This is a genomic window from Orientia chuto str. Dubai, from assembly GCF_000964595.1.
In the GTDB taxonomy this organism is placed as follows: domain Bacteria; phylum Pseudomonadota; class Alphaproteobacteria; order Rickettsiales; family Rickettsiaceae; genus Orientia; species Orientia mediorientalis.
Genome location: NZ_LANP01000040.1, coordinates 1 through 3770 on the forward strand (window position 1 = coordinate 1; position 3770 = coordinate 3770).

The window sequence follows — 3770 nt, forward strand, 5'->3', positions numbered from 1 at the left end:
ATGTATTGAAGTAATAATTGTACATTTTTTTGATACTTTTCGTTTTTCATAGTTGCTTCCTAATTTATAATTGAATTGGTACCTCAAATGAAAAAGTTATATAACTACTCTGTTCGGTTACTCTTAGGCTTCCTTTCATCTGATGTGTAAGATGTTTGATAAATGCTAATCCTTTTCCTAGTTCTCGATATATTTCTAAATCTTGATTCTCTAGTTCAGCATTTATTCTTTGCAAAAGGTTCAAATATGTTTTCAACCCCTTGTAAAACATTTTGTTAAGCTATTTTTTTTCACAATAACCTCTCCAAGTTTTTCACTTCCTAACTCTTCCTAATCAAAAACTAAGGTTATTAAGATTGTTAAGGTCTTTTTTATATGGGAAAGCTAGAAATTAGCTTTTATACTTACAGCTCCTACATGAGCAATATATTTTTCAGCTAAATAAGCGCTATATGATACTTCAAACCCTATTTTACTATGCCATATAGTTACTGCTCCTCCTACTTGAGTAAGTGATGCAGGTAGTTTTGCTGGTTTAATATTAATAGCACTAGAGTTTGCTGAAGGAAAATCTTCTAGTTTTATATCACTACGGTTAGTAAATAAGTTGCTATGAATGAAGGTATAAAGTTCAAATATTGTTAATATATTTTTATTATCAATAGTATATTTTTTATTATCAATAGTATATTTGATTGCGGCTCCTACTCTACTGTCCAGTACATAATGTTTTGCATCACATACAGTGGTATCATCAAAGAATTTATGGCTAGCGTTTTTACATATAATGCCAACTGCTGGTGATAATATTAATTTTGTACTATGTTTTACTGGATATAAAGTACATCCTAACATAAAGTCACAATAGTAACTTTGACCATTAATTTCACTGTGATATTGATTAAGTATACATTCAGTTTTGCCATCATACTGAATAAAGCTGATTATGCCTTGTGTAAATACATTTTGCCGAGGATAATACCTACCATTTAAAGATAATGAAAATATTTTACAGTCTATTTTATCAAATATGTACTTAATATTTTTATTATATTGAATATTATGATTTGAATATAAACCAGTAACACCAATAATAGTTTTCTCATTTAAATATCTATTTACTGTCAAAAATGCTCCATTAATGACTCCCTCATGCTCCTCAATTTCTTCATTTTTTTCTTGCCTACTTGGAATAGTAAAAACATTTCCCTGAATGTTCCAACAATTATTATTACTATCAATGTTTAATCTAGAACTCATAATATTATATGAGTGCTCTTGTTTCATTTGTATTTTAGATAAAGTAGCTGTTATAGCACTTACAGTAGTACTAGCAGTAATATTTACAGCATTAATTACTGCAGTATTATGATTTTGTATAGCTTTATGTAAAACTTTTTGCTGACTATAATGTGTATGCTCAACATTATCAAGATCATCTAGTGCTGATTAATAGCGAACACCTTTTGATTAGCAGTAATTATTTCTTGATTTAGAGCAGTTATTCTCTGATTTAGATAATCTGTCTCCTGTTGTATTTTCTGCCTTGCTTGTCTAAAAATCTGGACAAGTTGTAGTTGTTCCTGGAAAGTAATTGGTAGAGGAATTATCTGCATAGTAGTATTAAATTTCTGTACATCTTGTTGTACTTGCTGTATTCTTTGTATAAGAAATATTTGTATATTTGGTTGTATATCAGCTGCTTCGGTTATCTGTGTATTGATTTGGCTTACCTGATCTAGATCAACTATTATTGCTTGTAGTTGCCGTTTTAGTTGATTGAAACCCTGATATAATTTCAGCATTGCTCTGTTGATCCTATTACTCTGCTGCTGCATTAACTGATTTAATAACTGATGCGGAAGTGCTTGATCTAAATCATGATGTAAACTCAGTAGAATCTGTATATTTTGTCTAAGTTGCTGATTTTGCAGCTCTAAAACTGCAATGTATTGTTGTATATTATGCAGCTGATCACTCTGAACAGGCAACATTTGCAGGTCTATAATCAACTGATCCATATAATTTTTTGTTGGAAGGCGTGGTATTATTTGGTTTATATCCATTATAACTTGATATGTTTTTTGCAAAACTTGCATATCTTGTTGTAGCTTAGGTATTTGTTGAGTAACAAACTGCTCTCTTTGCTGCTCTAACTGACTTATATATTGAGTTATCTTGCTCTTATTCAGATTTAAGCTAACTTTTAGCTTGCTTTGATGAGTATTGTTATCAAGTTGTAAATTCATATCTGATATACTTTGAGCTACATTAACAAAAAGCAATATGGAAAGAATTAACGATATTTGAATTACTGTTGCTTGTGTATTAATTTTTATCATGTTTAATTAATTTATTATTTACTTATGTTATGCAGTAATATTACAAGAAATTAAATTTTTCAATTTAAAGTAGTATATCGATTAATTTGCTAAGATAGTTATACTAAAAAATAAACTGCTTTAGAGTTTATTTTATGTTTAACATCAGTTTTGAATTAGAAAGTATTGGGTATAGAAGTTAGAAATGTAAATTATAAAAAATAGTTTAAGAAAATGTTTACAAAGGATAAGAAACACTTTAAGGAGATTAAAAAATTCTCACAGAGAAAATCTCACGAAAAATAATATAACAGTGCTATACTGTTTTATAGATGATTTTATTTAAAATAGTAATCAATGGATAATAGTTCATATTCTATAGATTCAGTAAAAAACATTGTTTAAAAAGATGTTTCACTTGAAAAAATAAAGTACCTCCACCAAGAAATAATTTAGTATGGCCCTAAAAGAATATGCTCTAAATAATTTATTAATAATTCTTATTTCAGCTTGGATCAGCATAGCTGTTAAAGCATTGATGAGTAGAAATCCCAATGATGATAATAGTAATATGTGGTTTATATTGGATGAACTACCAGCCTTACAAAGAATTCCATCTTTACCTATTGCTCTAGCTGAAAGTAGAAAATATGGTGGTTGCTTCGTTGCAGGATTACAGAATATTCATCAATTAGAGGAAATATATGGCTCGCAGGAGGCCTCTATGCTTGATCTATTTAATAGTAAATTTATTTTTAGATTAGCGATCAACAGACGCTCATAAATCGCTTTAACCTTGGAGAAGAAGAGATAATTGAAACCAAGAAAATTTATCCTATGGCTCAAATACTATGAGAGATGGAGTAAATATTCACACTATCGAGCGTAAAAAGCTTTTAGTTATGCCATCTGAAATTATGAATTTACCAACCTACGTGCTAGTTAAACTTGCTGAACTTTCCATAACTAAATTAAAAATGAAGCTTCAGACCTTAAACTTATGGGCTTATAATTGCTCAATAAGTTAGTAATTAATCAATACTGTCTTTTAGGCCAATATTCTGTTTTGATAAACCAGTATTTTCAGATACAAATTCATTCGGAAAGCCGATTTTAATAACTTCATTGCCAGCTCTTTTTTGGCTCTTTTTGTTTTCCAATCTAACCTTCAGCTCTGCCTTCATCAATATATTTTTCAGCAATTGTTCCCATAAGAGTTTCTGTCTCCTCCTTTGAAAATTCTGGCTAGTATTTTTATCAACTTACTTTGCTCATCTTTACTAACCTTATTTCCAGTGTACCATAATAGTGAAGTCATGTAAATATATTCACGTTTTTGGTCTATTAAGACTGCATCCTTAAATAATTCTAAAAATTCTTCCCATATGGATAGCATATTTTTTGAATGTACATATTTCATGAAATATGCTAGTGCTGCTGTTGCTTTGT

6 protein-coding genes and 1 pseudogene are annotated in these 3770 nt (G+C 29.4%); 2 read left to right on the plus strand and 5 right to left on the minus strand.

Annotated features, from left to right (window positions below; translation table 11 throughout):
• Positions 1-64: 64 nt before the first annotated feature.
• The 3 genes from OCHUTO_RS04640 to OCHUTO_RS04650 form a co-directional block, all read right to left on the minus strand.
• Entirely contained in the window at positions 65-235 is a 171-nt protein-coding gene (locus tag OCHUTO_RS04640) for an ATP-binding protein (RefSeq protein ID WP_232297009.1), read from the minus strand.
• 149 nt (positions 236-384) lie between these two features.
• Positions 385-1287 carry an autotransporter outer membrane beta-barrel domain-containing protein gene (locus OCHUTO_RS04645; RefSeq protein WP_052694667.1) on the minus strand — a complete coding sequence of 301 codons (903 nt, stop codon included), beginning with the start codon at positions 1285-1287 and terminating at the stop codon, positions 385-387.
• 152 nt (positions 1288-1439) lie between these two features.
• On the minus strand, positions 1440-2342 hold the full coding sequence (locus OCHUTO_RS04650; RefSeq protein ID WP_045797615.1) for a hypothetical protein: 903 nt from the start codon (positions 2340-2342) through the stop codon (positions 1440-1442).
• Between the two features lie 436 nt (positions 2343-2778).
• On the opposite strand from OCHUTO_RS04650, the gene OCHUTO_RS06895 reads away from it, so the two are divergent.
• Positions 2779-3105 carry a type IV secretion system DNA-binding domain-containing protein gene (locus OCHUTO_RS06895; RefSeq protein WP_370664251.1) on the plus strand — a complete coding sequence of 109 codons (327 nt, stop codon included), beginning with the start codon at positions 2779-2781 and terminating at the stop codon, positions 3103-3105.
• Positions 3106-3172: 67 nt separating this feature from the next.
• Positions 3173-3349, plus strand: coding sequence for a hypothetical protein (locus OCHUTO_RS06900; protein ID WP_269745500.1), 177 nt, complete (start codon positions 3173-3175; stop codon positions 3347-3349).
• 3 nt (positions 3350-3352) lie between these two features.
• Here OCHUTO_RS06900 and OCHUTO_RS05925 read toward each other — a convergent pair whose 3' ends face one another.
• Together OCHUTO_RS05925 and OCHUTO_RS04660 are read right to left on the minus strand one after the other, a co-directional pair.
• A complete protein-coding gene (locus OCHUTO_RS05925; RefSeq protein ID WP_156961317.1) occupies positions 3353-3505 on the minus strand; it encodes a hypothetical protein in 153 nt (50 codons plus the stop codon).
• 11 nt (positions 3506-3516) lie between these two features.
• Positions 3517-3770 (minus strand): annotated as a pseudogene (locus tag OCHUTO_RS04660) (hypothetical protein); the annotation flags it as partial.

Bases quoted from the DNA above. Each gene is read 5' to 3' on its own strand.
- OCHUTO_RS04645 (WP_052694667.1), bottom strand. From the start codon at position 1,287: ATGAAACAAGAGCACTCATATAATATTATGAGTTCTAGATTAAACATT.
- OCHUTO_RS04650 (WP_045797615.1), bottom strand. From the start codon at position 2,342: ATGATAAAAATTAATACACAAGCAACAGTAATTCAAATATCGTTAATT.
- OCHUTO_RS06895 (WP_370664251.1), top strand. From the start codon at position 2,779: ATGGCCCTAAAAGAATATGCTCTAAATAATTTATTAATAATTCTTATT.
- OCHUTO_RS06900 (WP_269745500.1), top strand. From the start codon at position 3,173: ATGAGAGATGGAGTAAATATTCACACTATCGAGCGTAAAAAGCTTTTA.
- OCHUTO_RS05925 (WP_156961317.1), bottom strand. From the start codon at position 3,505: ATGAAGGCAGAGCTGAAGGTTAGATTGGAAAACAAAAAGAGCCAAAAA.